Here is a 26,433-nt window from a genome sequence, read left to right as displayed (position 1 = left end):
TAAATAATGACTAAAAGATAAATCTTTCTAAAGAAATTGAAGGATTTGTCTTTTTTTATGATTTTGTTTGACAATTTACCAGCTTACATATTATTGTATTAGTTAGATAGTACAGATAAGTTTTTGAAGAGGATAAATTATGACTGAAATTTTACGGGTAGATCAAGCTACTAAAACTTACGGTAAACGTGGTGAAAAGCAATACCAAGCACTAAAAGGGGTCAACTTTGGTGTTGATGCTGGTGAATTTGTGGCCATCATGGGTGCGTCTGGTTCCGGTAAGACAACGCTGCTTAATATTTTGTCAACTTTGGACAAGCCGACAACCGGCCATGTGTTTATCAATCATGAAGATATCAGCACCTTAAATGCTAATCAGATGGCGGACTTTCGAAGCAAGCAGATTGGTTTTATTTTTCAAGATTTTAACTTATTAGAGAATCTGACTAATCGGGAGAATATCGCGCTGCCATTAACCCTTCAAGGTGTGCCGGCACGTAAGATTGATCCGCTGGTTGACAGGATTACTGAGAGACTAGGTATTAAAGAGATTTTGGCTAAATATCCGGCAGAATTATCTGGTGGTCAAAAGCAGCGGGTTGCTTCAGCACGGGCTCTAGTTCATGAACCAGCAATTTTACTCGCTGATGAACCTACGGGTGCATTAGATTCAACCAGTGCGCGCGAATTGCTTGATACGATGGCAGACTTGAACCAAAAAGATGGAGTAACCACGTTGATGGTAACCCACGATCCATTTTCTGCTAGTTTTGCTAATCGGATTTTATTTATTAAAGATGGTAAGATCGGCGAGCAACTCTTAAAGAAAGATCAATCAAGACAAGACTTTTATCACCTGTTAATCGAGCATTTGGGCACCGAAGAATAGGAAGTAAGTTATGATTTGGAAATTATCGCTTACGGGAATTAAAAGCCGGCTGAAAGATTATCTTGTCCTGTTTTCAGGATTAGTTGTTGCCAGCATGATCTTTTATATGTTTCTAACTTTGGCAATTAATCCGGCCTTTTTAAAAAGTAATAGCGGGATATTGCAAGATAATTTGATTACTTTTATTTTTGGCTTCGGCATTGCCTTGTTAATGATTATTACCGTGGTGTATCTGGTCTATGCCAACTCGTTTTTACTTAGTATGCGTAAGCACGACTATGGTATGTTTTTAACTTTAGGAGCTAAAAGTTCACGTATCGGGTTGTTAATTTTTTGTGAAACACTCATCACGGGTTTGCTTGCGGCTGCGTTAGGGATAATCCTTGGTTTTGGCTTAACAGCGTTAGTTGGTCACCTGTTAATTAGCAGGTTAGGCTTGGTAATTGCTCATTTTCAAGTAATTTTGCCCAGTGCGATTTTGGGGACACTTGCCTTCATTATTGTCGTTTTCTTTTTGGGTGCATTACGTAATGTTTATAAGTTAACCCGTACTAAAGTAATTGATTTATTGCATGAAGATCAGGAACCGGCAAAGTTTAAGCGGCGGCCAGTTTTACATTCGATTGAGGCAGTCTTGGGCCTAGTCTTATTAGCTGCTGGGTACTGGATTATGCAACAGCACGGGCTGGATCCGTTTAATGTCATTCCAATTGCCTTAGTAACGATTGTTGCTGGATCATATTTTGTTTTTAATTCTTTATTTACGGCAATTATTGGCTACTTGATTAAGCAGCGCAAGTTTTCTTATCGCGGCATTCGCATGTTTACTTTGGGCCAGTTAAAGTTTCGCTTGCATGATTACACTAAAATTTTAACAGTGATTTCGTTATTGTTTGCTTTAGCTCTAGGCGCAATTACTGTCGGACTTAACTTTAATTCTGAAAAGGAAATGACGAAGTCGAGCATCTATTATGATGCAACAGTAATTAGCAAGTCTCCGGCCGTCCAAAAAGAATTGGCAAAGGTATCAATCAAGTCTAAGCAAACTTACCATTATAAAGAAACTAAGCATGGTCTGTATTTTAACCAAGCAGAATTTAAGAACCAGCCAATAAAAACCGTTGAGACTAAAGGGCAAGGGGACAGTCTCACTTGGTCTGAAAAGACACTGCCCACAAGTCAGCTTGATCGTGCAAGGACTGAAGCCAACAATGAATTTGGCAATCTGCTTCCTAATGGTATAGCGAAAAAGATTCGCTTGGTTTCTGCCGCTAGATTAGCCAAAGTTAAGGGTCAACAAAAGTTCATCTCGTTAATTAGGGTTAATAACTTTGACAAAGACTACTTAGCACTGCTTAAGATTGAGCAGCTGCAGAATAAAGAAACACCAGCATTTCACACTGTCTACACTGGCAGTAAGCCATATTCCTATCAGGGAATATTGGGAATAGTTAGCGGGTTTGAATTCATGGGCTTCTTCTTAGGACTGGCATTCTTAACGATGCTGGCATCAACCTTGATGTTTAAGGTTTTGAGTAGTGCAGCCAGTGATAAATTGCGGTACCAAATGCTGTTTAAGATTGGTACTAGGCGGCAAATTTTGAAGCGGTCGATTGTTGAAGAAATCGGCATGCTGTTTTTAATGCCTGGCATTCTAGGAATTATCGACGTCTTGTTTGGCTTGCAGTTATTTAGAACAATTTTGTTACGGCCGTACGCTGGAATTTGGCTGCCGTTTACTATTTTTATCGTTTTGTATTTCTTCTATTATGTTTTGACAGTACATCTTTACGAAAAAATCGTTCTGGCAAAAAATTAGGGAGAGGATAAAGAAATTATGATTTGGAAGTTATCTCTTACAGGGATTAAGAGCAGGCTAAAGGACTATCTGGTGCTGTTTTCTGGGTTAGTTGTTGCCAGCATGATCTTTTACATGTTCTTGACGATTGCAATTAATCCGTCTTTTATGACTCATGATGTAAATGCCCCAGCTAATTATCTCAGCTTTATTTTTGGCGTTGGGATTGTCTTACTTGTGATTATTACGCTGGTCTACTTGATGTATGCCAATTCCTTCTTGCTAAATATGCGCCAGCATGATTACGGGATGTTTATGATGCTGGGGGCAAGAAGTTCACGGATTGGGATGCTGATTTTTTGTGAAACCCTAATTACTGGGATCATAGCGGCAATTGTTGGGATCATTATTGGCTTCGGTTTAACCGGACTAGTTGCCAACCTCATTATTGGCAACTTGGGCCTGCACATTACCCATTTTCAAGTAATTCTACCGAGTGCAATTTTATGGACGTTAGTCTTTTTTGTAATAATTTTCATCATTGGGGCAATTCATAATGCCCGAAAGCTCATGCGCAGTAAGGTAATTGACCTACTTCACGAAGATCAAAAGCCGGTAAAATTGGGTCAACATCCTACTTGGACTGCAATTCAGGCTATTCTAGGTGTTGTGCTGCTGGCAATTGGCTACTATGTACTCAATCTGTCGTCAGCAATGATCTTTGTAATTGTTCCGGTTGCTTTGGTAACAATTGTTCTCGGGTCATACTTGGTTTTTAACGCATTATTAATAGCAGTTATCAATTTCTTGCTAAAGAAAAAGAGCTTTTCCTACCGCGGCATCCGGCTATTTACGTTGGGGCAATTGAAGTTTCGCTTGCATGATTACACCAAGATTTTAACGGTGATTTCATTGTTATTTGCCTTGGCATTAGGGGCAATCACGGTCGGCTTGAATTTTAACACGATCAAGGATCAGGCCAAGACTAGTAGTTATTACGACAGTACGATTGTCAGCGATTCACCGCAAGTTAACCAGCTGAAGGCTAAGTTGACGATCAAGGATGAGCAGACATTTTACTATAAAGAAACGGCTAAGTATTTATACTTTAATCAAGCAGAATTTGTTCATCATTCGGTTAAGACCATGCGCTTTGAACAGCAGAATGGTCAGGCAACTTATCACTTAGAAACATTGCCGACTAGTAAGCTCGACAAGCCAGGAACAAATGCTAATGAAGTTTTTGGCAGTATGGTTCCGAATGGAACGCCGAAGGTGATTCAATTAGTTAATTCGCAGGAATGGCAAAAAATCGCTGGTAAAAAAGAGTTCGTGCAATTTATTAGGGTAAAGGATTTTGATAAAGATTACCCGACACTTTTGAAATTGGGTCAGCTGCAAGCTAAAGAAAAGTCCAGTTATGGCGATATCTTCCAGACCAGCAAGGCATATAGTTACCAACTGATGCTGGGCATGGCGAGCGGTTTTGAATTTATGGGCTTTTTCTTAGGGATTGCCTTCTTAACAATGCTTGCGTCAACGTTGATGTTTAAAGTATTGAGTGGGGCAGCAAGCGACAAGATTCGTTATAAGATGCTCTTTAAGATTGGTGTTCGCAAACGCATTTTGCGCCGCTCAATCAGCCGCGAGATCGGAACTTTATTTTTAGTGCCAGGAGTTTTGGGTGTGATTGATGTTTTGTTTGGCTTGAAGCTGTTTAAAGCACTATTGCCTAATCCGTACGCTAATATCTGGGTGCCATTTTTAATTTTTATTGTTTTGTACTTCTTGTATTACGGCTTAACCGTTAAGCTTTACGAACGGATTGTATTGACAAAGGAATTATAAATAAAAGGCTGCAAATAATTGCAGCCTTTTTAATTTGGTCTAATTTTTGATTACTAAGATTGCTATTCATTGGGATAGCGAAGCTTTATTTTCTTTCCTGTTTCAGTTCCAGATAAATAATTCTTGAAAACGGTAATGAGTTGATCGATTGTGTCTTCATTATTGATTCGATTTGAAATTAGCGTATTTAGTTGATGATTGACTTCATTAATTTTAGGAATCAATTCTTCGCCTTTTTTGGTTAGTGTTAAAACATTTTTACGTTGGTCAATCTTGTTGGTGGTTTTGCTGACAAGATTTTTATTAACCAAGGATTGAATCAATCTACTGGGAGAGCCTTTTTCACAGATTAATAATTGACCGATTTCTTTTAGTGATAATGGGCCAACTTGGCTAAGTATCATTAGTACTTCTGCTTGATTAGCGGTGATACTGTAATCTGCCAACATATTGTTGAATATCCTCATTGATTCGCGTTCGCTTCCTTTAATTAAGAAGCGTAAAAGCTCGCTCTTTTTTTCTGATAACATTGCAATCACTATCCTCATAATACTTGGTATTACTTATTTTAACGTATCCTCTTAGGAAAATCACTAAATTTAATTGACATGTCATCTATATAAAATTATACTAAGCACATTATATATAATACATGACATGTCATTTAAAATAGAATTTTTTAAAAAAGGAAAGATTGATTATGCTTGAATTTAACAATGTTAGCAAAGAATACCATGTTGGTGATCGGGTTATAAAGGCACTTGACGACGTTAGTTTTAAAATTAACGAGCACCAATTTACAGTTGTGCTGGGACCATCAGGATCAGGTAAAAGTACACTATTAAATATTTTAGGCGGCATGGATCGACCAACCAAAGGAAAGATTAAATTTAAAGATCAATTTGTAAATGAATTAAATGATCGTGACTTAACTATTTATAGGCGTAAAGTTATTGGCTTTGTTTTTCAATTTTATAATTTGATTCCTAGTTTGACAGCTTTAGAAAATGTTGCGATTGCTGCACAGCTTACTGATAATGATGATGCAGCTGTTAGCTATTTACAGGATGTGGGGCTTAAAGAAAGAATTAATAATTTCCCTAATCAAATGTCAGGTGGTGAAATGCAACGAGTTTCAATTGCTCGTGCTTTAGCTAAAAAACCGCAACTTTTGTTGTGTGATGAACCTACTGGAGCTCTTGATTCTGTAACTAGTATGAAAATAGTTAAAATTTTACAAGACATAGCTAATAATACTGATACAGCTGTAGTGATGGTTACACATAATCCTCAATTTGAGCAATATGGCAACCAAATTATCAAACTCAAAGACGGTAAAGTTGAGCTAATGACACATAAAGATGCTGTATTGGTAGGTGAAGCGGAATGAAATATCTAAATAGAAAATTATTCCGTGATATTAAAGAAAATTGGACACAATTTTTTTCGGTATTTTTAATGGCTATGTTATCAATTGTGGTGTTTATTGGCCTTCAAGGTGCTTGGCATGGTCTGCAAAATAGTTTAGATGGATTTATTAAGCAATCTTCGTTACCGAATTATTGGATTCAAAGCAGTATAGTTACTGATTTAGATTTGCAAAAAGTAAAGTCCCTTACGAAAGTATCACGTGTAGAACGCGGTACTAGATTACAGGTAAAGCAGGCAGGTCACCAATTAATTGTTGATGTGTATCAGCATCCAATGTCTCATTCATATGTCGTCAAGGGAAGCAAATACAATAATTTAAGTAAAAAAGGAATATGGCTAAATAAAGAATATGCACAAAGTCATCATCTTTCAGTAAATGATAACTTAAAATTAACAATAGGTAATCAAAGCAAAATTTTCAAAATTAAAGGAATAGTTCAAAATCCTAGTCATATTTATTTTACGGGAACACAAGAATTTATTGCACCTAACTATTCTAATTATGGTTACGCATATATCTCTCCTGCAGCTTTAACCAATTATTTAAACTACCGTGGTCCATATAACGTTATGGAAATTAAGGGTAATCAAAATAAAATGCGCCGAGACATTGAAAGGATTTTTTCTGATCGGCTAATCGGCTTTTATTCACGAGCAACGTTACCTGACGTTTCTAATGCTTTAGATCGGGTAGGGCAGATACGTAACCTATCTTATTTATTTTCATTTATCTTTATTCTGTTAGCAATATTGGCAATGTATACTACCATTCAAAGATTAATCAAAAATCAATCGGATATAATAGCGACTTTTAAAGCTCTAGGATTATCTAATTTTAAAGTGCGATTACATTATGCTGGTTTTGGTTTATTGGTTGGTGGACTAGGAACAATAGCGGGTCTTCTGTTAGCACCTGCAATTTCATGGTTTGTGTTGGCGACGCAACAACAGATGTTTTCAATTCCGCATTGGCAAATTTCATTTACGGCTAGTTCAATTTTGGTAGTCGCAAGTGTCATTGTGGTTTGTGTTTTGGCAGCTTTTGAGGCAGCAAGAAATGCTACTAGCGGATTACCAGCTTTGTTTTTACGTGGCAAAGAAGAAAGTTCTGCTCATAAAATTTGGCTTGAACACTGGCATTTATTATGGTCGCATCTATCTTATGCAAGCAAATGGGCATTAAGAGATATTTTTATTAATCGCACGCGTACTTTAATGGGAATTATTGGTGTAGCAGGTGGGATGATGTTAATGATTGCTGGAATAGGAATGCCACAATCAATGAATCATCTAGTAGATAAGGCCTATACTCATGATTTTACATATAACAAACGCTTAGTAGTTAATAATTATGAACAATATGAAAAAGCTAATCCGCAAGCCAAACAATGGGTTCAATTAAGTCAGGCTCATTTTACTCCTGATGATGGCTATAATCGTCTTTTAGTGGTTGTAGGACAAGGTGATAATGTTAATACAACTACTACAACTGGAAAGACAATTAAAGATGGCGGAATTTATGTAACAAATGGTTTTGCCAAAAAAGCCAATCTTAAGGTTGGCGATAAATTAAAAGTAAAAACATTTGCTTATCATGGACTGCATAAATTTAAGATTAAAGGAATTATCACAAGTGAAACCAATCAGGGAGCGTATATTACGAAAAACACTTGGGTAAAAGCTGGTGGCATTTTTAATCCTTCAACTTTATTGATTAAAAAGCACGCTCGATATAATCGCTCCGATATTAATACCATTATTCCAATTAAAGATCAGCAGAAGAATGCGACAGATTTTGTTAATAATTTAAATAGTATTTTTATCCTAATTATTGCTTTCGGGATTTTACTAATAATAATTGTGTTATACAATTTGGGCTCGCTTAGTTTTGTTGAACGTACGCGTGATTATGCAACATTGCGTGTTTTAGGAACGACGCAAAAAGAAATTCGCAAATTAACTATTTTTGAGAATGTGATTACTACTTTTGTTGGTTGGATTATTGGTATACCAGCAGGAATTTGGTTTTTAGGTAAATATGTTGATACTTTTTCAACAATCACTTTGGAATATGTACGTTACTTTGATTGGAAAACAATTGTCATTTCTACAGCTGTTGTGTGGCTTGCATCTTTGTCAACGACTTTATTTATTAGTCATCGAATTAAGAAAATTGACATGGTAAGTGCACTGAAGAGCGTTGAGTAATAAGTAGATATAAAATGTAGCATTTTAAAATTTAGGTCTAATTTTGGTGACTTCACCACTAGTAATTGTGCGTAATTGACCGCGGCAGTCAAGAAGCAGGTTTGCCTTTCGGTCAAGTCTGACGGCAGTCCCTGTAATTGTCTTTTGTCCCAATTTAACAGTGACCTTTTGCCCAAGCATTGGCAGATGCTTTTGGTAATCCGCTAAGAATTCTCCTTGGGCAAAATTTGGCAGAAAAGACAAGATATTTTTAATTAGTTCTGCTACAAAAATGCAAAATTGTTCGGTACTTGGTGGCTCAGCCAGCAAATTAGTGCTGGATGCCAGTTCTTGTTCTAAGTTAGGCTGATACAAGTTGCAGCCAATGCCGATGACGACTATTTGGGGAGCAATCTGTTCGGTTAAAATCCCAGCGATTTTTTTCTCATGCAAAAGCAAATCATTAACCCACTTAATGTCGGGAGTGATCTTAAATTGCTGGCGAATTGTTTGGTGCAGGCACCATGCGATTCCAGTAGTTAACAAGCCTTGGTTATTTGCCGTTAATTGCGGCACCTTGGTAATAAGTGACAAATAAACGCCGCCGGTATTAGAAATAAAGTGGCGTTTTTGTTTGCCGTAACCAGCTGTCTGTTTGTCGCTGCCAATCAAAATGGGGTTAACAAGAGGCTTGTCTTGGTAGACTTTTTTTGCAATGGTGCTGGTGGAACCAACTTGCTTGTACCAATTAATTGTTACTGATAAGTCTGCTAATAAATGTTTGATTTTTGATTCTTTTGTTAAGTTAATTTGCTCGTTCATAGTATAGCCATACATATTTTTAATTTTAAAAAAGCTTTGATAATCAAAATAAGTTGTTAATTACTAAGGATAATTTTACCAAAGCTATGTTATTTTGGGATATAATTTGACAAATTTGTTAGTTTGCAATATCATACTGCCATAAAATACTTTGATGTTTAAAGTAATTTGGAGGGGATGTTAATTAGCTCAAACAAGCAAAATTAAGCTAACAAAACATGTAATTTATTATTTGAATAAAAGGGGCAGTGGAAGTGGAAGCTAATTTAAAAGAAATAAATAATTTACTGACGACAGTTTATACCGACATCATGCAGGTGGAGGAACGAGAACTGCATAAAAGTGAATTTAAGGATATTTCGATTAAAGAGGTTCACGCAATTGACGCGATGACGATGTATGACCACAAGACGAGCTCGCAGCTGGCAAAAGAGCTGATGATTACTGCGGGATCGGTTACCACGATGGTCAACAACTTAGTGCGTAAGGGCTACGTTGTCAGAATTCACGGCAATGATGACCGCCGCGTTGTACGGCTCGGGTTAACCCACCGCGGGCGGCTGGTTTATCGGGCACATGATTCATTTCATCGCTACATGGTGAAGAAGTTTCTCCATGGTTTTGATGACAGTCAGATTGCGATTATTGAACGCGCGCTGTTGAACTTGCGCGCCTTCCTCGAATTTCCACCCCAAATAGACGGCAAAAAGGAGAAGTAATAAATGGGTCTAAAAATAACACAGACCGCGCATTATGTTCCTCCTAAAGTGGTAACTAATGATGATCTTACGGCCATGATGGACACTTCGGATGAATGGATTTCCTCAAGAACGGGAATTAAGCAGCGTCATCTTGCAAGACAAGAACAGACATCAGATTTAGCTATTAACGTAGCTAAACAATTGCTCAAACAAGCTGATTGTCCAGCTGACCAAGTAGATTTTATTATTGTGGCGACAATGTCGCCGGATTATCTGACACCGTCGACGGCCGCAATTGTTCAGGGTGCCATTGGTGCCAGCCATGCTTTGGCATTTGACTTAAACGCTGCTTGTTCAGGCTTTGTTTATGCCTTAGCCGTGGCTGATAAATTGCTAGCAACTTATCGACGCGGGATTGTCATTGGTGCCGAGGTCTTATCCAAATTAGTTGATTGGCAGGAGCGGTCAACCGCTGTCCTGTTTGGCGATGGTGCCGGCGGGGTCTTAGTTGAACAAAGTCCGGAGCAGTTATTGATTGCCGAAGACCTTACCACTTATGGCCAAGACGGCAATACCTTAACTGCTGGTTATCAGCCGGTTAATTCTGCTTTTAGCAAGGATGAAGCTGCCTCTCACAAACATTATTTTGAGATGGATGGGCGAGCTGTTTACCGGTTTGCGACCCATGAGGTGCCTAATTCAATTGAACGTGCCTTGGCTAAGACCGACTGGCAGCTGACTGATGTTGACTGGTTTGTTTTACACCAAGCCAACGGTCGCATCTTGACCTCGATTGCACATCATTTAGGTGTAAGTGAGCAGAAGTTTTTGAGTAATGTTGCCAAGTATGGCAACACCTCAGCTGCCAGCATTCCGTTATTGCTTGATGAAGCAGTTACGGCTGGCAAGATTCAGCCGGGACAGAAATTAATCTTAAGCGGCTTTGGCGGCGGTCTAACTGCAGGTACCATTGCAATTATTTTTTAACGAATTAAAAGGAGTTTATTAACATGACAGATGAAGAAATTTTTAACAAAGTAAAAGAAATTATCGTTGACGAAACTGGTGAAGATGAAGAAGCTGTTACCTTAGAGGCTAATATCAAGGATGATTTAGATGCCGACAGTTTGGACATTTTTGAAGTAATCAATGAACTTGAAGATGAATTCGACATCAAGATTGAGAGCGAAGAAGGTATCGAGACCGTCCAAGACCTAGTTGACTTTGTTAAAAAGCAATTAGCTGCGAAAGAAGGTTAATTCATGGAATTGACGCCATTTATGAAAAGCCTGGGCCTCAAATATCCGATCTTTCAGGGTGGAATGGCTTGGGTTGCCGATGGAAAATTAGCTGCTGCTGTTTCTAATGCCGGCGGCTTAGGAATTATTGGTGCTGGTAATGCCCCAGGCAGCGTAGTTGAAGAAGAAATTAAAGTCGCTAAAAGCCTGACTGATCGGCCGTTTGGTGTCAATGTGATGTTACTATCACCTTACGCCGAAGACGTAGTGAAAGTGATTTTGGCTCATCAAGATAGCATTGCCGTAGTTACAACTGGTGCTGGTAATCCTGGTAAGTATGTTGCCGACTTTAAGAAGGCTGGAATTAAAGTGATTCCAGTTGTTGGTTCTGTTGCCTTAGCACGCATGATGGAACGTGTTGGTGCTGATGCCGTCGTTGCCGAAGGAATGGAATCCGGCGGTCATATTGGTAAGTTAACTACCATGGCCTTAGTACCGCAGGTTGTCGATGCCGTGAACATTCCAGTCATTGCAGCCGGTGGGATTGGTGATGGCCGCGGTATGGCTGCTGCCTTCATGCTTGGTGCTCAAGGTGTGCAGATGGGTACGCGGTTCTTAGTCGCTACTGAATCCAAAGTTCACCCTAATTACAAGAAGGCCGTTTTAAAGGCAAAAGATGCCAGCACGATGGTCACCGGCGATTTTGCAGGTCACCCGTCACGTGTCTTAAAGAACAAGATGTCTAAGAAGTACATTAAGCTCGAAAAAGCTGAGGCACTCAAAGATAATCCGGACTTTGCGCAATTAGAAGAATTGGGCAGCGGTAGTTTACGCCGAGCTGTAATTGATGGCGATACTGATACAGGTTCATTTATGGCCGGTGAAATCGCTGGAATGGTTGAAAAAGAAGAATCAGCAGCCGACATCCTGAATGATGTTTACACGCAAGCTGATAAGTTATTGAGTGGCAAGAACTAACAATGATTGGCTTATTATTTAGCGGTCAAGGTGCCCAAAAAACGGGCTTGACACAGGACCTTTACGAAACAGTTCCAACATATCGCAAGGTCATTGACCAAGCTGCGACGATTTTGGACTTTGACTTACCGAGTTTATTGTTTGATGAAAGCCAAGCTTCTAAACTTGCATCAACGCGTTATTGTCAGCCGGCAATTTTAGCCATCAGTTATGGACTATACCAACTGATTGAAGCTAATTTGCCGGAAGCAAAATTCGGTATTGGTTTAAGTTTAGGTGAATACAGTGCTTTAGCAGCCAGTGGCCATGTCGATTTTGCGACTGCTCTGCGGCTGATTAAACGTCGCGGCGAATTAATGCAGCAGGCTAGTGATAATGCACCAAGCAAGATGGCAGCTGTGATGAAGGCTGATCTGGCTGATGTTCAAGCTGCCTGCAAAGAGGCAACGAGTTTGGGAGCTGTTGGTGTTGCCAACGTTAATACTCCCCAGCAGATCGTTATTGGTGGTGCAACTGCCGCTGTTGACCAAGTTACTAGTGAACTAACAGCTGCTGGCAAACGGGTTGTTCCGTTAAAGGTTAGCGGTGCTTTTCATACGCCGGTAATGGCACCAATTCAAGCTGATTTAAACGCTGAATTGCGCGCGGTAGACTGGCAAGCAGGAACTTTTCCTGTTTACAGCACCACCACGCAGAAAGAATTTTCACCAGAAAATCTGACTGCTAATTTAACCCAGCAGCTCGTCTCAACTACTTACTTTGCTAAGACATTGTCTGAACACAAAGATGATCTAACTGCGGTTATTGAAGTTGGTCCGGGTAGAACTTTGATTTCGTTTGCGCGCAAACTTGACCGCAAATTGCCAACTTATCGCTTGGACAGCAGTATAGAACTGCAAAAGACCATTGCGGCATTGGAGGCACATTAATGGATTTAAAAGATAAAGTAGTCCTAGTTACTGGTAGTTCACGTGGCATTGGCTTAGCGATTGCTAAGGCTTTTGCTCAACGTGGTGCCAAAATTGTTTTAAACGCCCGTAAGCCAATTGCACCAGAGGTACTAGCTGAATTTGAGCAGTTTGCGACACCCGTAATTGATATTAGCGCGGATGTTACAAATCCCGAGTCAGTTAAGGACATGATTGCGCAGATTATTGCGCAATTTGGCCAACTGGATGTTGTGGTTAATAATGCCGGCATTAACAAAGATGGCCTGCTTAACCGCATGTCTGAAGATGATTTTAATGCGGTTTTGCAGACTAACTTAGTAGGGACATTCAATGTAATTAGGCAGGCCTTGCGGCCAATGTATAAGCGGCGTTCGGGCTGCTTTATTAATTTGGCTAGTGTTGTTGGCTTAACCGGTAATATTGGTCAGGCTAACTACGCTGCCAGCAAGGCCGGCATAATTGGCTTGACCAAGTCTGTTGCTAAAGAAGCTGCTCTGCGCAATTTGCGCTGCAATGCGATTGCGCCGGGGATGATTGATACGCAAATGACGGAAGCTTTAAGTGAAAAGCGGCAGGAGGAGATTGCCCAGCAAATTCCACTCAAGCGGTTTGGTCAAATTGAAGAAGTTGCCGAGACAGCAGTCTTTTTAGCACAAAATGATTACATTACGGGTCAAGTTATCACCGTTGATGGCGGCCTGACAATGCAGTAAGGAGAAGGGTTAATGACAAGAGTTGTAATTACGGGGATGGGCGCATTGACGCCCATTGGTAATGATGTAGCCAGCTTTGAGGCCAGCATTAAAGCGCAAAAAGTCGGCTTTAGACCAATTACATATTTTGATGCTTCTGAAACTGGTGTTACGTTGGCTGGTCAACTGGATAACTTTGATCCGCTGGTCCATTTGAAGAAAAAAGACACCAAAAGGATGGATCTTTTTACCCAATATGCGGTTTATGCGACCGACGAAGCAATGGAGCAGTCTGGTATTAATGCCGAAAATACGGACAGCAACCGCTTTGGTGTTATTTGGGGGTCTGGCATTGGCGGCTTGACCACAATTGAGCAGCAGACCATCAAGATGCATGACAAAGGAATTGACCGCTTATCACCAATGTTTATTCCGGTTTCGATTGCTAATATGGCTGCCGGCAACTTGTCAATTCGCTATGGTGCTCAAGCAATTAGTACCACGATTGTAACGGCCTGTGCTTCCGGAACTAACGCAATTGGCGAGGCTTACCGGCAGATTAAGGAAGGCCGCTGCGACGCGATGATTACCGGTGGTTCAGAAGCCGCAATCAACGCTGATGGTATTGGCGGTTTTGCAGCTCTGTCAACCTTGTCCAAAGAAACAGATCCAGCCAAGGCAAGTTTACCGTTTGATGCAAACCGTTCTGGCTTTGTCATGGGTGAAGGTGCTGGCTCGCTGGTTCTTGAGTCCCTTGAACATGCACAAGAACGTGGTGCAACTATTTTGGGCGAAATTGTTGGTTATGGTACATCTTCTGATGCTTACCACATTACCTCGCCGGACCCAGCGGGAACGCAAGCAGCACGGGCAATGCAATTGGCAATTGCGGAAGCTGGCATTACGCCTGATGAAGTTGGTTATGTTAATGCTCACGGTACAGCTACTCAAGGTAATGATTCGGCTGAGTCCAAGGCAATTAATCAAGTCTTTGGTTCCGCTAGCTCGGTGTTAGTTTCAAGTACCAAGAGTATGACTGGGCACCTTTTGGGGGCTGCCGGTGCAATTGAAGCAATTGCTAGTGTAGAGGCAATGAATTCGGGTCAGTTGCCAGTTAACGTTGGGCTGACTGAACAAGCACCGGAATGTCCAGTGAATTTGGTTACAACAGAGAATCGCAACTGCCAGGTTGATTACACAATCAGTAATTCGTTTGGCTTTGGCGGCCACAATGCGGTTTTAGCATTAAAAAGGTGGGCTAATTAGATGACTTTTGAGGAAATTCAAAAATTAATAAAACAGGTTAATCAAAGTAACATCACCAAGTTAAACTTGGACTTTGACGGTGGGCACATTGATATTGATAAAAAGCAGGAAGTAGTTGCTTCGGCTCCTAGTGCTAGTCTAGCGCCAGTTGAAAAACAAGCAGCTCCCGCTGCCCCCGCAAATCTGCCCCAAGTCAAATCGCCGCTTGTTGGAATTGTTTATTTGCAAGCTAATCCAGATGAGGCACCATATAAACAGGTGGGTGATCATGTGGAAAAGGGCGATGTAGTCTGCGTGATCGAAGCAATGAAGATGATGACTGAAGTCAAGAGTGACGTTAGCGGCACAATTAGTGAAATTTTGGTTGATAACGAAGACGTTGTTGAATACGATCAACCGTTATTTACGGTAATGCCAGAATAGAGAGTGATGAACATGGCAGAACAGGTAACCCCGCAAACACTTGATATTACACAAATTGAAGAGATTATTCCGCACCGCTATCCGATGCTTTTAGTTGATCGGGTACTGGATTATCAAGCTGGCAAGTATGCAATTGCACGCAAGAACTTAACAATGAATGAAGCCTTTTTCCAAGGACATTTTCCAGGTAATCCGGTAATGCCAGGGGTTTTAATTATTGAAGCACTGGCACAGACTGGTGCGATTGCCTTATTGACCCTTCCAGAATTTAAGGGCAAAACCGCTTATTTTGGCGGGATTAAGAAGGCCCGTTTTCGCAAGATGGTTACTCCCGGTGATAGTTTGCGCTTGGAAGTACAATTGGATAAATTGCGCGGCAATGCTGGGATTGGCAAGGCCAAGGCGACAGTTGACGGTGAAGTTGCCTGCACGTGTGAATTAACGTTTGCGATTCAGTAGGGTGTGAAAAATGTTTGAAAAAGTATTAATTGCTAATCGTGGTGAGATTGCAATTCGGGTTATTCGCGCTTTGCGGGAGATGGGAATTAAGTCAGTGGCCGTTTATTCGACAGCAGATAAGGATGCCCAGCACGTTAAAGAAGCAGATGAGGCTGTTTGTATCGGTGCCCCGCAACCCGCTGATTCATATTTGAAGATGGAGAACATTGTCAGTGCTGCAATTTTAACTGGAGCGACTGCCATTCATCCGGGTTATGGCTTTTTGTCAGAAAGTCCTGAATTTGCCCAATTATGCGAAAAATGCCATTTGACTTTTATTGGTCCGAAATCGGAAACGATTGCGTTAATGGGCAATAAGGCCAACGCTCGTGAAGCGATGCGCCAGCACCAAGTGCCCGTTATTCCCGGCAGTCAGGGCTTTGTTAAGGATAGTGATGCGGCTTTGGCAGTTGCCAAAGAAGTTGGCTTTCCGGTAATGCTCAAGGCAGTAGCTGGGGGTGGCGGTAAAGGAATTAGGCAAGTGAATAAACCTGAGGATTTGCCTAATGCTTTTGCTCAAGCCCAAGAGGAAGCGCGTCTATCCTTTGGCGACGGCAGAATGTATGTTGAAAAGATTATTTCGCCAGCTAAGCACATTGAAGTCCAAATTATTGGCGATCAAAATGGTCATGTCGTAGCACTGCCTGAACGTGACTGTTCAATGCAGCGTAATCACCAAAAAGTGATTGAAGAAACGCCATGTTCACAGATTAATGACAATGAACGTGCTTATTTGCAGGAAATTGCGATCAAGGCTGTTAAGGCAATCAAATATGAGAATGTTGGGACAATCGAATTCTTAATGGATCCAGACCACCATTTTTATTTTATGGAAATGAACACCCGGATTCAGGTTGAACACTCAATTACTGAGGAAGTAGCCCACGTTGATCTAGTCAAAGAGCAGATTAAAATTGCGGCGGGCATGGATCTAATAATAACGCAAGATCAGGTTAAGGTTCATGGTGCTGCCATTGAAGCACGGATTAATGCGGAAAATCCAGCAAAGAACTTTCAACCACAAGCCGGCACGATTAAGCAGATGTCTTTGCCGGGTGGTTTAGGTATTCGGATTGAAAGTGGCGTTAACAGCGGCGATACTGTATCACCATTTTATGATTCAATGATTATTAAAATCATTGCTCATGCCACGGACCGCCCATTAGCAATTCGCCGGTTAATTGATGCCCTAAATGAATTTCAGGTTACTGGTTTGACAACTAACCGGTCGTTTTTAGTTAAGTTGCTTCAAGATAAGGTCTTTAATGATGGCAATTATTTGATTACCTATTTAGACCAAACTTTTTTGTCGCAATACATTGAAGAAGCGCAAAAGGAGGACAAATAATGGCTGCTAAGTTTGCCCGTCACCCTAAGCAAGCGTTGAAGGATTACGAGGAAAAAGTCCCGAAGGGTATTTTTCGTTATTGTCAAAAATGTGGTGCTAAATTTTACTTCGCGCGTGCAGGTAAATATCATGTTTGTCCTAATTGTGGCTACGGCTTTCGTGTGACCGCGCGCCAGCGCTTAAAGATGCTGACGAAGCAGTTTACGGAATGGGATGCGGACTTAACAACGACGGATCCCTTAAAGTTTCCTGGTTATCAAGAAAAACTGACCAAGGCGCGTGAACAGACCAAATTGCAGGATGCCGTGCTAACTGGTCAAGCCGAAATTAAGGGGCAGCAAGCTGCCTTAGGGATTATGGATCCGGCCTTTATTATGGGCAGTCTTGGCACGGCTAACGGTGAGCGGATAACGCGTTTGTTTGAAAAGGCAACGGAATTGAGTTTACCTGTAATTATGTTTACCGCTTCTGGTGGTGCCCGAATGCAGGAAGGTATTCAATCGCTAATGCAAATGGCCAAAATTTCGCAGGCGGTTAATGACCATCACGCAGCTGGTCTTCCTTATATTGTTGTAATTATGGATCCGACAACTGGCGGGGTAACAGCCAGCTTTGCTTCGCAAGCTGATATTATTTTGGCTGAACCCAAGGCGATGGTGGCCTTTGCTGGCCGCCGCGTCATTGAGCAGACAATTCATAAGAAATTGCCAAAAGGGTTTCAAAGTGCTGAAAATGCTTATCAAAATGGCTTTGTTGACGCGATTGTGCCAAGATCGCAGCAGGTAGATAAGTTGGGGCAGTTATTGACGATTTTTGCTGGACAAAAGTGGAGAGGCGCTAATGGAGAGTAAAAAAATAGCAGCCATTATGGCTGGTGCGCGTGAAGACAGCAAGACTGATATGCGAGCACTAATTAATCAATTGTTCCCTGACTTTTTTGAAATGCATGGTGACCGTGCTGCCGGCGATGATGCGGCAATTGTTGGTGGTTTTGCCAGTTGCGGCGGACGCAGCGTCTGTGTGATTGCGACCAATAAGGGTAAGGACATGACGGAGCGTCTGGCGACTAACTTCGGTAGTCCTGAACCGCAAGGTTATCGCAAGGCATTGCGGATTATGAAGACGGCTGAAAGTCTCAACTGTCCGATTATTACGCTGATTAATACGCCGGGAGCCTATCCCGGTGCTGATGCCGAGGCTAGTGGTCAAGGGCAGATTTTGGCCGAAAATATTAGTGCAATGTTACAATTAAAGGTGCCGTTATTAGCAATTATCATTGGTGAAGCTGGTTCTGGTGGTGCCCTGGCTCTAGCATGCAGCGATCAAGTTTGGATGCTGGAACATAGTATGTATACCGTGGTTTCGCCAGAAGGCTTTGCCTCGATTATGTGGAAGGATGGCCAACGTGCACAAGATGCCGCGCAATTAATGCATATTGAACCGGAATGGCTCAAGAAGCAGGGCGTAGTTGAACGTGTTTTGCCGGAAAATATTCTGGCTGACAATGCTTCTGCCTTGAAGCAACTGATTAATGAGCAGTTAATTGACTTTGACCAAGTTGAGTTAGAGCAATTATTAGCCCAGCGTCATGCACGTTTTCGCAAATTTTAAGAGAATTAACGAACTTCGCTTAGTAGTTGAAGCTCGTTTTTTAATTTTATTATTAGATTGGCTGTTGATTACCATTCAAGCTAATAAGTATGGTAAGATGAATAGCAAGTTATACATTTGTTTTTGATTAAATATATAATTTAGTTTTAATTTTAGGAGCGAAGTTTATGCACAAAAAATTGCAGAAAAGCTTTTTTGGGATGATAATCCTGGGAATGATGTTGATGTGCTTTAGCATTTTTGCGACAAAAGCAGATGCTAAAACCTATGAAATTGGGACGGATGTGACCTATCCGCCATTCGAATTTGCCAATGATAACAATAAATATGTTGGTATTGATATTGACATTATTAATGCTGTGGCCAAAGAAGAGGGCTTCAAAGTTGAAACTAAGCAAGTTGGTTTCAATGGGGCAGTACAATCCGTGCAGTCTGGTCAACTGGATGGGATTATTGCTGGAATGACGATTACCAAGGAGCGGCAAGCCAAGTTTGACTTTGGTACGCCGTACTTTAAGACTGGGATTGTCATGGCCGTTGGTAAGAATAGTAATATCAAGAGTTTTGCTGATTTGAAGGGCAAGCGGGTTGCCATTAAGACTGGTACCGCAGCTGCACAATATGCAACCAGCTTGAAGAAAAAGTATGGCTTTAAGACGGCTACCTTTGATGATTCCGACAATATGTATCAGGATGTTTTAACTGGTAATTCAGTTGCATGTTTTGAAGACCAACCAGTCATGCAATATGCCATTAATCAAGGTATGAAGCTGAAGATTGTTACTAAGGCAGCTAATACTGGCTGGTATGGCTTTGCGGTTAAAAAGGGTACCCATCAAGAATTAATCAAGAAGTTTAATGCTGGTTTTGCCAAAATTAAGGCTAATGGTACTTATAACAAGATTGTAGGTAAGTATCTTGGCAGTAAATTAAACCCAGACTTGAAGGGCAAGACTTTCACAATTGGTACTGATGTAACTTTCCCACCATTTGAATTTGCTAACGCCAATAATCAGTACATCGGCATTGATATTGACATTTTGAAGAATATTGCTCAAGAGCAGGGCTTCAAGGTTAATATCAAGCCGATGGGCTTTAATGGTTCATTGCAAGCTCTGGAATCCGGTCAGATCGACGGGATGATTGCGGGAATGTCAATTACACCAGAACGTGAGAAGAAGATTGACTTCTCTGATCCGTACTTTATGTCAGGGGTTATTATGGCCACCTCGACTAAGGGCAAGATTACCAAGCTGTCGCAATTGCGCGGTAAGAAGGTTGCGATTAAGACGGGGACAGCTGGTGCCCAATATGCTAATAGCATTAAGAAGAAGTATGGCTTTAAGACAACAACATTTGATGATTCCAACAACATGTATCAAGATGTGTTGACGGGTAACTCAGCTGCTTGTTTTGAAGACCAACCAGTTATGCAATACGCTATTAAAAAGGGTACAAAATTACGCATTGTGACTAAGCCTGCACTTAAGGCACCATATGCCTTTGCGGTTAAGAAGGGGCAAAATAAGGCATTGCTGGCCGCATTTAATGCTGGCTTGAAGGACTTGAAGGCAAGTGGTACTTACGATGATATTACTGCTAAGTATTTAGGCACCGCTGACAAGAAGGTTGCTAATAATGGTCAAGGTAGTGAAGACCGCAGCTTTGTTGGCTTACTGAAGCAGAACAAGGATGCATTGTTGTCCGGATTTGCGGAGACAATGTGGCTAACGGTTGTTGCCATTATCTTCGCAACGATTTTTGGTGTTTTGGTTGGTCTATTGGGTGTATTGCCGAATAAGTTCTGCAATGGGCTTTCCAGCACCTTGATTTACATCTTCCGGGGAATGCCGCTCTTAGTTTTGGCATTGTTCATTTACACGGGAATTCCAAGTTTAACCGGACAAAAGATTCCAGCCTTTGTTGCCGGGGTCTTAACGTTAACCTTAAACGAAGGAGCCTATATTGCCGCCTTTGTTAAAGGGGGAATTAATGCCGTTGATTCCGGTCAGATGGAAGCAGCGCGCTCATTAGGATTACCGTTTGGTAAGGCGATGCGCAAAGTTATCTTGCCGCAAGGAATCAAGATCATGGTACCGTCATTTATCAACCAATTTATTATTACCTTGAAGGATACCTCAATCTTGTCAATTATCGGTATCCTAGAATTGACGCAAACAGGTAAAATTATTATCGCGCGGAACCTTGAAGGCTTTAAGGTTTGGACAATTATTGCGGTAATTTACTTAATTGTTATTACATTGCTGACTTGGTTATCAAATTGGGTACAAAAGAGGACAAATGTATGAGTGCGAAAATAGAAGTAAAGAATTTAGTTAAAAATTATGGCAGTAACCAAGTTTTAAAGAATATTGACTTAACTGTTGGTGATAACGAAGTTGTTGTTATTATCGGGCCGTCTGGTTCTGGTAAAAGTACCTTATTAAGAACACTTAATAAGCTTGAAGAGCCAACTTCAGGAACCGTTGTTGTTGATGGCATTAATATTGCCGATCCTAAGACTGACATGAACAAAGTGCGCGAAAATATTGGCATGGTGTTCCAGCACTTTAACTTGTTCAATAACCTGTCAGTTGGTGACAATATTATGCTGGCTCCTGTGGAGTTAAAGAAATTGGACAAGGCTGCTGCCGATAAGCAAGCGAAGAAATTGCTTGAGACAGTTGGTCTAGCTGATAAATTTGACGCAACCGTTCAGTCATTGTCCGGTGGTCAGCAGCAGCGGGTAGCGATTGCGCGAGCACTAGCAATGAACCCTGACGTGATGCTTTTTGACGAACCGACCTCGGCACTTGATCCAGAAATGGTCGGTGATGTTTTGGCTGTTATGAAGAAGCTAGCTAAAGAAGGAATGACAATGGTTGTTGTCACTCACGAAATGGGCTTTGCCAAGGAAGTTGCCGATCGTGTGGTCTTTGTCGCTGATGGTAAGATCTTGGAGCAGGGGACACCTGAAGATATGTTTGACCATCCACAAAATCCGCGTCTGCAGGACTTCTTGGATAAGGTCTTGAATGTCTAATAATTGAATAAACTAAAAAGCGAACCTTAAACGAGGTTCGCTTTTTTAGTTTGTCGGTTGCGATAATAACAAAAAAGCAGTCAATTACGACTGCTCCAGGTACCTTGCGATTGATTAAGTCGCTTGTACACTTACATGGATGATTAGCCATGTACTACTATTCTTAAAGTCATTATAGCATGTTTTCTAAGATCTGATAGACTACTTGAGTATTAATCAAAAGGAATTCACCTTTAAGGATGAATTCCTTTTTGTATCTAAGTTAGAAGTAAAGTCCAACAATCGTACCAGTTAGGATTGAAGCCAAAGTCGCACCTAAGAGTAGTTTCATTGAGAATTTAGAAACTAAGGTCCCGGATTTTTGGCTGATAGATCTGATTGAACCGGTAATAATCCCAATAACACTAAAGTTGGCAAATGATACTAGATAAGAAGAAATGATTGCATTTGCCTTTGGTGACAGAGTAGCTGCAATTTTATTTAATTCACCTAATGCCACAAATTCGTTAGTTAAAATCTTGGTTGCCATCAATCCGCCGACTTTGGTAATGTCTGCTGCAGGTACACCCATCAGGTAGGCAATCGGGGCAAAGATATAACCCAAGAAGTTGGTAAAACTAATATGGAAAATCAGGGCAAAAGTATTATTTAAAAAGGTAATTAGGGCAACAAAGCCGATTAACATAGCAGCAACGGTAACAGCTAGTTTGAAGCCGTCTTGAATGTAATTGCCGACAACTTGGAAAAATGGTTCTTTTTCAACACCAGTTTCAATGTTGTTAACTGAAATGGTTTCTTCAGCTGAGACATCATATGGATTAACGATACAAGAAACAATTAAGGCAGATAAGATATTGAGAAAGACGGCAGTTACTACGAACTTGCCGGGTACAAGCTGCATGTATGAAGCGAGCACAGCCGCGGAAACGGCACTCATGGCTGAGGCACAAATAGTGTAGAGCCGTTTTTCATCAAGCTTAGGAATAATATCTTTAATCGTTAAGAAAACTTCGGGTTGACCTAAGATTGCAGTTGATACGGCAAAGTAACTTTCAAGTTCGCCCATACCAGCTAATTTGTTAAGAATAAATCCGGTCCACTTAATAATGAACGGTAAAATCTTGAGGTAGTTAAGAATACCAACTAGTGCAGAAATGAACACGATTGGCATCAAAACGTTAAGAAAGAAAACCGAAGCGCCTTTTTGAATAACCAGACCGCCGAAGACAAAGTTGACCCCACCAGCAGCTTGAACCATTAACCAACTGAAGAAATTGGAAATGGCTGCCATCGTGCTGACTCCGCCGGAAGTTTTGAGACATAAAAATGAAATTATTAATTGCAAGATGAACATTACAGCCATTTTGCGGTATTTAATGTGCTTACGATCATTGCTGACAAGCCAACCGATAACGAATACGAAGGCTAGACCAGTTAGTAAAAATAAAAATTGCATATTTTAACCTACTCTTACTTGTAACTATAAATATCTATTCAAAATTAATTATTGTATTAACGTATTGCTTTACTAATAAGCGCTTACATTAATTGCTATTAAGTGTACCATTATTTTTATCAATTGTAAATATTTTTATTGAAATTATGTTCAAAAAGTAAACATTTTCATTAGCAGAGCCTATTATACAAATGTTCAGGTAAAAGCATTTACATTTGTAAAAAATGAGTTATACTTTAGGCGAAAGGAGTTGTTAAATATGGATAAAACAACATTAGCAAAATATTTAGATCATACACTTTTGAAACCAAATGCAACTAAGGAGGATATCATCCAAATTTGTAACGAGGCAAAGCAATACAATACAGCTTCTGTCTGTGTTAATTCTTACTGGGCAAAGCTTGTCACTGAAGAATTAGCAGGTTCAGATGTTAATACCTGTTGCGTTGTTGGCTTTCCTTTGGGAGCAATGAGCAGCGAGGCAAAGGCATTTGAAGCTACAAAAGCAATTGCAGACGGTGCTGAAGAAATTGATATGGTAATTAACATTGGCGAATTGATTGCTGGTAATGATGAAGCCGTACTTGCTGATATTAAGGCAGTAGTTGCAGCTGTTCACCAAGAGAACAAGTTACTCAAGGTCATCATTGAAACTTCATTTCTTAACCACGATCAAAAAGTACGCGCTTGTGAACTTAGTGAAGAAGCAGGTGCTGACTTTGTTAAGACTTCAACTGGTTTCAGTTCTGCAGGTGCAAAGGTAGAAGACGTTAAATTAATGCGTGAAGTTGTTGGTGACCGTTTAGGTGTTAAGGCATCCGGCGGTATTCATTCATACGATGAAGCAATGGCAATGATTGATGCAGGTGCTAGTCGTTTGGGTGTTAGTGCAACGTTGCAAATTTTGTCTTAATTATAACGAGGCTTAAAAATGAAATATAAGCGTATTTTTGGGTTAGTAATGGACTCCATCGGTACTGGTGAAGCACCAGATGCCGCTGATTTTGATGATGTTGGTGCTGACACCTTGGGCCATATTGGCGAGTACTTTAAGGGCGAATTAAAGTTGCCTAATTTTGCCAAGTTAGGTTTGTCTAACTTGCGGGACACGCCAATTGCTGGTGTTCCTGTTCAAGATAAGCCGGTAGGTTACTTCGGTAAGATGAAAGAAGTATCTGTTGGTAAGGATAGTCTTGACGGTCATTGGGAAATGATGGAAATGCCGGTAATGCAGGAATTGAGCTTTTTCCCGAATGGCTTTCCTGATGAATTATTAGACAAGATTGCGGCATTTTCAGGTCGTAAAATTGTCGGTAATCGTCCAGAATCCGGGACAAAGATTATTGACGAATTGGGCGAGCACCAAATGGCAACAGGTGACTTGATTATCTACACTTCTGGTGATTCAGTCTTGCAAATTGCAGCTCATGAAGACGTGATTCCGGTTGAGGAACTTTACCGTATTTCTCGTTATGCCAGAAGTTTGGTCAATGGTCCTAAGTATCGTGTTGGTCGAATAATTGCGCGGCCATATGTTGGCAGTGGTAAGGGTCACTTTACTAGAACTGCTAACCGGCATGATTTTACCCTAGAACCAACTGGAAAATCAGTTTTGGATTATTTGCAAGATGCCGGATACCACACAATTGCCGTTGGTAAGACAATGGATATCTTTTCAGGTCACGGGATTGATGAAAATTACCATAATGAAAGCAATATGGACGGGATGGATCATGTGGACCATGTAATGAAAGAAGACTTTACTGGTTTTTGTTTCATTAATTTGGTTGATTTTGATGCCATGTATGGTCATCGCCGCAATACAGCTGGTGATGGTGAAGCCTTAATGGCACTTGATAAGCGGTTAGGAACTGTAATGGCCAACATGCATGATGATGACTTGTTAATCATTACAGCTGACCATGGTAATGACCCAACTTACAAGGGAACCGACCACACCAGAGAGTATGTGCCACTGCTTGCTTATTCGCCAAGTATGAAGAACCCTGGAAGCTTAGGTACGCGTGAGACCTTCTCTGATTTTGGTGCGACGGTTTTGGCCAATTTTGGTGTTAAGGGCAATGATGTTGGTACAAGTTTTTTAAATGATTTGCAATAAAAATATTAGAGTAATTCTTTTGTAGCCAGTTTTAGTGATTAAGTAATGAAATCAATGTTTATCAGTTGTTTACTAGCACCATGCTTTAATATATAAGTTGGTTTTAGACAGGATTATGGTAAAATTATTAGACTGAAGTCTGTTAGCAATAATTACGATAATAATGGAGAAATTAAATGGCTGATAAATATGATAAAAAGAAATTGGCACAGAGTGCGGCCATTGCTAGACTTTATTATGAAGATGACTTGGATCAAACTGAAATAGCAAAACAGGTTGGACTATCACGGCCGACGGTTTCACGGTTATTAAAATTAGCCCGTGAAACAGGAGTGGTTAAGATTCAAATTTCTAATCCATTAATTAACGGTGACCATTTAAGTGATCGTTTATCGAAGAAATTTAATTGTAAAATTTCAGTTGTTCCCAGTAACTTTAATGGTGAATTAACGGCTCTTAATGGTGTTGGTGCTTATGCGGCACAATATCTAATGCGCTTGATTAAGCCGCATGATATTGTTGGCCTCGGCTGGGGTAAGACCATGCATGTGGTGACAACCAACTTGGAAAAGCGCGCTGTTTCTGACGTGCAGGTTGTTCAGCTCAAGGGCGGCGTCAATATCAATAATGAAGAGACGTACGCTGATGAGAGTGTGACCGAATTTGCCAATGCTCTTGGTGCGGCTGCACACTTTTTACCGTTGCCGCCATTTTTTGATAATAAAGTTACTAAAGAAATTGTTGAAAAAGATCGTTTTATTAACAAGACATTACAGCTTGGCCGGGCCGCAAACATTGCGGTCTATAGTGTTGGCACGGTGCGCAAAGATGCGCTGCTGTTTCAATTAGGCTACTTCAATAAAACGCAGAAAAAACAGCTGCAGGAAAAGGCAGTGGGTGATATTGTCTCACGCTTTATTGATCGTGATGGTAATATTGTTAGTCGCGGGCTTGATGAACGTACTGTCGGCATTGAACTGAGTGATTTAAAATCTAAGGAACATTCGATTTTAGTTGCTAGTGGCATTTTAAAAGCGCCGGTTGTCTACGCCGTTATTAAAGCAGGATACGCAAACGAACTTATTTTAGATCAGGCAATTGCACAAGAATTACTCACCTATTAATAATGAGGTGA

General features: G+C 40.7%; 24 protein-coding genes and 2 pseudogenes. 23 read left to right on the top strand and 3 right to left on the bottom strand.

Annotation, left to right across the window (positions count from 1 at the left end; all coding sequences use genetic code 11):
* Positions 1 to 139: 139 nt before the first annotated feature.
* From PT278_RS05690 to PT278_RS05680, 3 genes are read left to right on the top strand one after another with little or no spacing between them, the layout of a single operon-like run.
* Positions 140 to 889 carry an ABC transporter ATP-binding protein gene (locus tag PT278_RS05690; protein ID WP_277130897.1) on the top strand — a complete coding sequence of 250 codons (750 nt, stop codon included), beginning with the start codon at positions 140 to 142 and terminating at the stop codon, positions 887 to 889.
* A gap of 10 nt (positions 890 to 899) precedes the next feature.
* A complete protein-coding gene (locus PT278_RS05685; protein ID WP_277130896.1) occupies positions 900 to 2,708 on the top strand; it encodes an ABC transporter permease in 1,809 nt (602 codons plus the stop codon).
* Between the two features lie 18 nt (positions 2,709 to 2,726).
* Positions 2,727 to 4,535: an FtsX-like permease family protein gene (locus PT278_RS05680; protein WP_277130895.1), complete on the top strand. Its 1,809-nt coding sequence runs from the start codon at positions 2,727 to 2,729 to the stop codon at positions 4,533 to 4,535.
* A gap of 62 nt (positions 4,536 to 4,597) precedes the next feature.
* Here the strand turns inward: PT278_RS05680 and PT278_RS05675 are convergent, their stop codons facing one another.
* Positions 4,598 to 5,065 carry a winged helix DNA-binding protein gene (locus tag PT278_RS05675; protein WP_277130894.1) on the bottom strand — a complete coding sequence of 156 codons (468 nt, stop codon included), beginning with the start codon at positions 5,063 to 5,065 and terminating at the stop codon, positions 4,598 to 4,600.
* 170 nt (positions 5,066 to 5,235) lie between these two features.
* Between PT278_RS05675 and PT278_RS05670 the strand changes: the two genes are divergently transcribed.
* Both PT278_RS05670 and PT278_RS05665 read left to right on the top strand, forming a co-directional pair.
* Positions 5,236 to 5,925 (top strand): ABC transporter ATP-binding protein, encoded by a 690-nt coding sequence (locus PT278_RS05670; protein WP_277130893.1) that lies wholly within the window; start codon positions 5,236 to 5,238, stop codon positions 5,923 to 5,925.
* On the top strand, positions 5,922 to 8,174 hold the full coding sequence (locus PT278_RS05665; protein WP_277130891.1) for an ABC transporter permease: 2,253 nt from the start codon (positions 5,922 to 5,924) through the stop codon (positions 8,172 to 8,174). Before PT278_RS05670 ends, PT278_RS05665 begins: the two co-directional genes overlap by 4 nt.
* 24 nt (positions 8,175 to 8,198) lie before the next feature.
* On the opposite strand, the gene PT278_RS05660 is transcribed toward PT278_RS05665, so the two are convergent.
* Positions 8,199 to 8,975, bottom strand: coding sequence for a biotin--[acetyl-CoA-carboxylase] ligase (locus tag PT278_RS05660; protein WP_277130889.1), 777 nt, complete (start codon positions 8,973 to 8,975; stop codon positions 8,199 to 8,201).
* Positions 8,976 to 9,229: 254 nt separating this feature from the next.
* Here PT278_RS05660 and PT278_RS05655 point away from each other — a divergent pair, with 254 nt between their 5' ends.
* The 15 genes and pseudogenes from PT278_RS05655 to PT278_RS05590 all read left to right on the top strand — a co-directional run bounded on the left by PT278_RS05655 (position 9,230) and on the right by PT278_RS05590 (position 21,723).
* Complete coding sequence (locus tag PT278_RS05655; protein WP_277130887.1) at positions 9,230 to 9,694, top strand: MarR family transcriptional regulator; 465 nt, start codon at positions 9,230 to 9,232, stop codon at positions 9,692 to 9,694.
* Between the two features lie 3 nt (positions 9,695 to 9,697).
* Complete coding sequence (locus PT278_RS05650) at positions 9,698 to 10,663, top strand: beta-ketoacyl-ACP synthase III (RefSeq protein ID WP_277130885.1); 966 nt, start codon at positions 9,698 to 9,700, stop codon at positions 10,661 to 10,663.
* A 23-nt stretch (positions 10,664 to 10,686) separates the two neighbouring features.
* Complete coding sequence (locus PT278_RS05645) at positions 10,687 to 10,935, top strand: acyl carrier protein (RefSeq protein ID WP_277130883.1); 249 nt, start codon at positions 10,687 to 10,689, stop codon at positions 10,933 to 10,935.
* Between the two features lie 3 nt (positions 10,936 to 10,938).
* Complete coding sequence (fabK, locus tag PT278_RS05640) at positions 10,939 to 11,892, top strand: enoyl-[acyl-carrier-protein] reductase FabK (RefSeq protein ID WP_277130882.1); 954 nt, start codon at positions 10,939 to 10,941, stop codon at positions 11,890 to 11,892.
* 2 nt (positions 11,893 to 11,894) lie between these two features.
* Entirely contained in the window at positions 11,895 to 12,821 is a 927-nt protein-coding gene (locus PT278_RS05635) for an ACP S-malonyltransferase (protein ID WP_277130881.1), read from the top strand.
* The gene (gene fabG / locus PT278_RS05630) at positions 12,821 to 13,555 is read left to right on the top strand and encodes a 3-oxoacyl-[acyl-carrier-protein] reductase (RefSeq protein ID WP_277130879.1); all 735 of its coding nucleotides are present in this window, start codon (positions 12,821 to 12,823) and stop codon (positions 13,553 to 13,555) included. The genes PT278_RS05635 and fabG overlap by 1 nt, the downstream gene beginning before the upstream one ends.
* Positions 13,556 to 13,567: 12 nt before the next feature.
* The gene (fabF, locus tag PT278_RS05625) at positions 13,568 to 14,800 is read left to right on the top strand and encodes a beta-ketoacyl-ACP synthase II (protein ID WP_277130877.1); all 1,233 of its coding nucleotides are present in this window, start codon (positions 13,568 to 13,570) and stop codon (positions 14,798 to 14,800) included.
* Positions 14,801 to 15,223, top strand: a complete 423-nt coding sequence (locus PT278_RS05620; protein WP_277130875.1) for a biotin/lipoyl-containing protein — start codon at positions 14,801 to 14,803, stop codon at positions 15,221 to 15,223.
* 12 nt (positions 15,224 to 15,235) lie between these two features.
* Entirely contained in the window at positions 15,236 to 15,682 is a 447-nt protein-coding gene (fabZ, locus tag PT278_RS05615) for a 3-hydroxyacyl-ACP dehydratase FabZ (protein WP_277130873.1), read from the top strand.
* Between the two features lie 10 nt (positions 15,683 to 15,692).
* Positions 15,693 to 17,069: an acetyl-CoA carboxylase biotin carboxylase subunit gene (locus PT278_RS05610; RefSeq protein ID WP_277130872.1), complete on the top strand. Its 1,377-nt coding sequence runs from the start codon at positions 15,693 to 15,695 to the stop codon at positions 17,067 to 17,069.
* Positions 17,069 to 17,920, top strand: a complete 852-nt coding sequence (locus PT278_RS05605; RefSeq protein ID WP_277130870.1) for an acetyl-CoA carboxylase carboxyltransferase subunit beta — start codon at positions 17,069 to 17,071, stop codon at positions 17,918 to 17,920. Before PT278_RS05610 ends, PT278_RS05605 begins: the two co-directional genes overlap by 1 nt.
* Positions 17,910 to 18,680, top strand: coding sequence for a carboxyltransferase subunit alpha (gene accA, locus PT278_RS05600; RefSeq protein WP_277130869.1), 771 nt, complete (start codon positions 17,910 to 17,912; stop codon positions 18,678 to 18,680). The genes PT278_RS05605 and accA overlap by 11 nt, the downstream gene beginning before the upstream one ends.
* 167 nt (positions 18,681 to 18,847) lie before the next feature.
* Positions 18,848 to 19,591 (top strand): annotated as a pseudogene (locus PT278_RS07945) (transporter substrate-binding domain-containing protein); the annotation flags it as partial.
* Between the two features lie 39 nt (positions 19,592 to 19,630).
* Positions 19,631 to 20,989, top strand: a pseudogene (locus PT278_RS07940) (amino acid ABC transporter substrate-binding protein/permease); the annotation flags it as partial.
* Positions 20,986 to 21,723, top strand: coding sequence for an amino acid ABC transporter ATP-binding protein (locus PT278_RS05590; protein ID WP_277130867.1), 738 nt, complete (start codon positions 20,986 to 20,988; stop codon positions 21,721 to 21,723). The pseudogene PT278_RS07940 and the gene PT278_RS05590, both read left to right, overlap by 4 nt.
* Before the next feature lie 262 nt (positions 21,724 to 21,985).
* Here PT278_RS05590 and PT278_RS05585 read toward each other — a convergent pair whose 3' ends face one another.
* The gene (locus tag PT278_RS05585) at positions 21,986 to 23,179 is read right to left on the bottom strand and encodes a nucleoside transporter C-terminal domain-containing protein (protein ID WP_277130865.1); all 1,194 of its coding nucleotides are present in this window, start codon (positions 23,177 to 23,179) and stop codon (positions 21,986 to 21,988) included.
* Between the two features lie 259 nt (positions 23,180 to 23,438).
* Here PT278_RS05585 and deoC point away from each other — a divergent pair, with 259 nt between their 5' ends.
* The 3 genes from deoC to PT278_RS05570 all read left to right on the top strand — a co-directional run bounded on the left by deoC (position 23,439) and on the right by PT278_RS05570 (position 26,422).
* A complete protein-coding gene (gene deoC / locus PT278_RS05580; protein WP_277130863.1) occupies positions 23,439 to 24,092 on the top strand; it encodes a deoxyribose-phosphate aldolase in 654 nt (217 codons plus the stop codon).
* Positions 24,093 to 24,110: 18 nt separating this feature from the next.
* The gene (locus PT278_RS05575) at positions 24,111 to 25,298 is read left to right on the top strand and encodes a phosphopentomutase (RefSeq protein WP_277130862.1); all 1,188 of its coding nucleotides are present in this window, start codon (positions 24,111 to 24,113) and stop codon (positions 25,296 to 25,298) included.
* 176 nt (positions 25,299 to 25,474) lie between these two features.
* On the top strand, positions 25,475 to 26,422 hold the full coding sequence (locus PT278_RS05570; RefSeq protein WP_277130861.1) for a sugar-binding transcriptional regulator: 948 nt from the start codon (positions 25,475 to 25,477) through the stop codon (positions 26,420 to 26,422).
* The last annotated feature ends 11 nt before the right edge of the window (positions 26,423 to 26,433 follow it).

The organism is Lactobacillus sp. ESL0703, assembly GCF_029433435.1.
In the GTDB taxonomy this organism is placed as follows: domain Bacteria; phylum Bacillota; class Bacilli; order Lactobacillales; family Lactobacillaceae; genus Lactobacillus.
Note: the sequence above shows the minus strand (reverse complement) of the source record. Positions and strands in the feature narration are given on the sequence as shown.

Excerpts from the sequence above, each read along its gene's own strand:
- deoC (WP_277130863.1), top strand. The coding sequence starts at position 23,439 with ATGGATAAAACAACATTAGCAAAATATTTAGATCATACACTTTTGAAA.
- PT278_RS05570 (WP_277130861.1), top strand. The coding sequence starts at position 25,475 with ATGGCTGATAAATATGATAAAAAGAAATTGGCACAGAGTGCGGCCATT.
- PT278_RS05635 (WP_277130881.1), top strand. The coding sequence starts at position 11,895 with ATGATTGGCTTATTATTTAGCGGTCAAGGTGCCCAAAAAACGGGCTTG.
- PT278_RS05605 (WP_277130870.1), top strand. The coding sequence starts at position 17,069 with ATGGCTGCTAAGTTTGCCCGTCACCCTAAGCAAGCGTTGAAGGATTAC.
- PT278_RS05610 (WP_277130872.1), top strand. The coding sequence starts at position 15,693 with ATGTTTGAAAAAGTATTAATTGCTAATCGTGGTGAGATTGCAATTCGG.
- PT278_RS05585 (WP_277130865.1), bottom strand. The coding sequence starts at position 23,179 with ATGCAATTTTTATTTTTACTAACTGGTCTAGCCTTCGTATTCGTTATC.
- PT278_RS05620 (WP_277130875.1), top strand. The coding sequence starts at position 14,801 with ATGACTTTTGAGGAAATTCAAAAATTAATAAAACAGGTTAATCAAAGT.
- PT278_RS05685 (WP_277130896.1), top strand. The coding sequence starts at position 900 with ATGATTTGGAAATTATCGCTTACGGGAATTAAAAGCCGGCTGAAAGAT.
- PT278_RS05645 (WP_277130883.1), top strand. The coding sequence starts at position 10,687 with ATGACAGATGAAGAAATTTTTAACAAAGTAAAAGAAATTATCGTTGAC.
- PT278_RS05665 (WP_277130891.1), top strand. The coding sequence starts at position 5,922 with ATGAAATATCTAAATAGAAAATTATTCCGTGATATTAAAGAAAATTGG.
- PT278_RS05660 (WP_277130889.1), bottom strand. The coding sequence starts at position 8,975 with ATGAACGAGCAAATTAACTTAACAAAAGAATCAAAAATCAAACATTTA.
- PT278_RS05690 (WP_277130897.1), top strand. The coding sequence starts at position 140 with ATGACTGAAATTTTACGGGTAGATCAAGCTACTAAAACTTACGGTAAA.
- PT278_RS05670 (WP_277130893.1), top strand. The coding sequence starts at position 5,236 with ATGCTTGAATTTAACAATGTTAGCAAAGAATACCATGTTGGTGATCGG.
- PT278_RS05590 (WP_277130867.1), top strand. The coding sequence starts at position 20,986 with ATGAGTGCGAAAATAGAAGTAAAGAATTTAGTTAAAAATTATGGCAGT.
- PT278_RS05675 (WP_277130894.1), bottom strand. The coding sequence starts at position 5,065 with ATGTTATCAGAAAAAAAGAGCGAGCTTTTACGCTTCTTAATTAAAGGA.
- PT278_RS05680 (WP_277130895.1), top strand. The coding sequence starts at position 2,727 with ATGATTTGGAAGTTATCTCTTACAGGGATTAAGAGCAGGCTAAAGGAC.
- accA (WP_277130869.1), top strand. The coding sequence starts at position 17,910 with ATGGAGAGTAAAAAAATAGCAGCCATTATGGCTGGTGCGCGTGAAGAC.
- fabG (WP_277130879.1), top strand. The coding sequence starts at position 12,821 with ATGGATTTAAAAGATAAAGTAGTCCTAGTTACTGGTAGTTCACGTGGC.
- fabZ (WP_277130873.1), top strand. The coding sequence starts at position 15,236 with ATGGCAGAACAGGTAACCCCGCAAACACTTGATATTACACAAATTGAA.
- fabF (WP_277130877.1), top strand. The coding sequence starts at position 13,568 with ATGACAAGAGTTGTAATTACGGGGATGGGCGCATTGACGCCCATTGGT.
- PT278_RS05650 (WP_277130885.1), top strand. The coding sequence starts at position 9,698 with ATGGGTCTAAAAATAACACAGACCGCGCATTATGTTCCTCCTAAAGTG.
- fabK (WP_277130882.1), top strand. The coding sequence starts at position 10,939 with ATGGAATTGACGCCATTTATGAAAAGCCTGGGCCTCAAATATCCGATC.
- PT278_RS05575 (WP_277130862.1), top strand. The coding sequence starts at position 24,111 with ATGAAATATAAGCGTATTTTTGGGTTAGTAATGGACTCCATCGGTACT.